This window comes from Okeania sp. (assembly GCF_983059655.1).
In genome coordinates, this window is sequence record NZ_CEZPJD010001020.1 from 1 (window position 1) to 2393 (window position 2393).

2 protein-coding genes are annotated in these 2393 nt (G+C 36.0%); both read left to right on the forward strand.

What is annotated here, in order from left to right; translation table 11 throughout:
* Window positions 1-923: 923 nt before the first annotated feature.
* Window positions 924-1784: an RNA-guided endonuclease InsQ/TnpB family protein gene (locus AC3DU7_RS31295; RefSeq protein WP_488043131.1), complete on the forward strand. Its 861-nt coding sequence runs from the start codon at window positions 924-926 to the stop codon at window positions 1782-1784.
* Window positions 1785-1899: 115 nt separating this feature from the next.
* Window positions 1900-2223, forward strand: coding sequence for a hypothetical protein (locus tag AC3DU7_RS31300; protein ID WP_488043132.1), 324 nt, complete (start codon window positions 1900-1902; stop codon window positions 2221-2223).
* Window positions 2224-2393: the final 170 nt, after the last annotated feature.

Here is a 2393-nt window from a genome sequence, read left to right on the forward strand (position 1 = left end):
GAACATACAATACCCATTTTGTCAACCTCCTTAATTGATGACACGCCCTAAGTAGGTATCTCCAAATCCTCCACTTCCCAGAGAGTCAATAATTTTGTAGTGGTTTCTCAGGATTTTTCCAGACTGCATGATTTTTTCAGTTATCAGACTTTCCTTTACCTGGGAAATTAGGTGTTTTTGGCCTAATCTATTTGAGTATATATGAGCCCACCTTCTCCATTATGATTATAGTATCATGTCAAGTTTTTTCTTGTCAACTAGCTTTAATTCTTTCCTTCTAAGTTAGATGAGTTTAATTAGGGCTTGCTGATTAAATATAAAAGTATTTACAGATAAAGGTAAGTGCCTTTTTGGAGTCGAAAAAAGTGCCTGGTTTTCAGCTCTTCATGCTCAAAAAACTAGTATTTTAGGCTCATAGTTGGGCAGAAAAATCAAAGGACAAAACTTAGCTCCTACCTCCTCGCTCCCGACCCTTTTCTCCTGTCTTCCCCTCCTGGGAGGGGTTAGGGGTGGGTTGTCTGCTGTCTCCTACCCTCACCCATAAGATTTTTTCAGCAAACCCTAATGATCCGTAAAATAGCAATGAAGATTCAAAATACTGATAACCCACTGATAAGTTGTTCCTGGGTTCTTTTTCAGATTTTTTGTTTTAACGTTTATTTATGCCTACCTAACTTATACCTGTCAAGGGTAGGTTTTTTACCTAAATAACACGGGAGCATGAAAGCCATCGTCTTTTAAGCGATGGATGAAAGGCGAGGAGTCGGATTTTAATCCGATGTATTTTATTTGACCGAAAAGCAAGGTTAAAGGCCCCCATGTTTTAACCGAGGGATGAAAACAACCGAGTCGTTTAGACTAGACAACTAAAGTGGTCTTGTGCTATTATTACTCAAAATAAAGCCATCCAACCCCCGTTTCAAATGTACTCTTGTCAGCAAGTTTTAGTAGATAAAAGTTCTGAATTAATTGCTATCTTAACATTCTTATGCGAAGAGTCTCACAAGCTAACTAACATGGGAATATATTATGGCAGACAATTATATTTTAAGTCTCACAAAACTCTGGGCAAGTTTGAGTTGGAAAAAATCTATAAAAACAATTATCATTACAAAGTTTTATATTCTCAAGCAGCACAACAAATATTGAGAACTGTAGCGGAATCATTTCGCTCTTATTATGGTCTTATTATTGCCTATAGTTCAGGAAAAATTTCAGACAGACCAAAGATTCCTAACTACAGAAAAAAAGGGGGAATGGCTACAGTAAGTTACCCCAAGCAAGCATTAAAACTCAAAGGTAATCAAATCAGAGTACCACTAGGCAATACCTGTAAGCGCTGGTTTGGTCTAGATTGCTTTTATATTGCCATTCCTAGTAATCTAGCATTTTCTGCTATTAAAGAACTGAGAATATTACCCAGAAATAGATGCTTTACCCAAGAATTTGTCTATGAAAAAGAAATAGTAGTTAAACCTCAATTAAACCAAGACAATGTATTAGGAATTGACCATGGTGTGAATAATTGGTTGACCTGTGTATCGAATGTGGGTACGAGCTTAATTGTAGATGGTAAACATCTCAAATCAATGAATCGTTGGTACAACAAACAGATATCAACTATTAAAGAAAATCAACCGACTGGATTTTGGTCAAATAAACTAGCTGCCATTACAGAAAAGCGTAACCGCCAAATCCGTGACGGTATTAATAAAGCAGCCAGAATAGTAATTAATCATTGCGCACAAAAATTCTATTGGTACAATAGTTTTTGGTTGGAATAAAGGTCAGAAAAATGAAATTAAATTAGGAAAAAAAAGTAATTCTGAGTTTGTACCCATTCCTACAGCTAGACTGAAAGAAAGAATAGCTCAATTGTGTATTAAATATGGAATAATATTGATAGAAACAGAAGAAAGTTATACAAGTGTCGCTTCATTTTTAGATGGTGACAATTTACCTAATTATGGTGAGAAACCCAATGATTGGAAACCGTCAGGAAAAAGAATAAAGCGTGGTTTGTATAGAAGTAGTAATAATTGGTTAATTAATGCAGACTGTAACGGGGCTGCAAATATAATCACAAAAGTAAGCAGAAAGCTAAGTTTAGACTTAAGCCAACTGTGTAGGGGCACTTTGACTTGTCCCCAGAGAGTGTATCTTTGGTCAGCTAAGAAGAAACGAAGCAACATGGATTTATCCTGTTGCGTAGTATCTGCTTAGAATCCCCGTGACTTGAGTCCGGGGAGTAGTCAATTTCTAGTTTTTACAAGACAAGGAGAACTAGGAAGATTTGGGAGAAAAAAGTGACTATCATTGCTGGATTAAATGCTTGGTTGAAGCGATAACTAAATTTTTTAATTGTTTATTATTTGAAGCTAGGAGACATTTGT

Coding starts and splice junctions, on each gene's coding strand:
- AC3DU7_RS31295 (WP_488043131.1), top strand. CDS start 924: ATGTACTCTTGTCAGCAAGTTTTAGTAGATAAAAGTTCTGAATTAATT.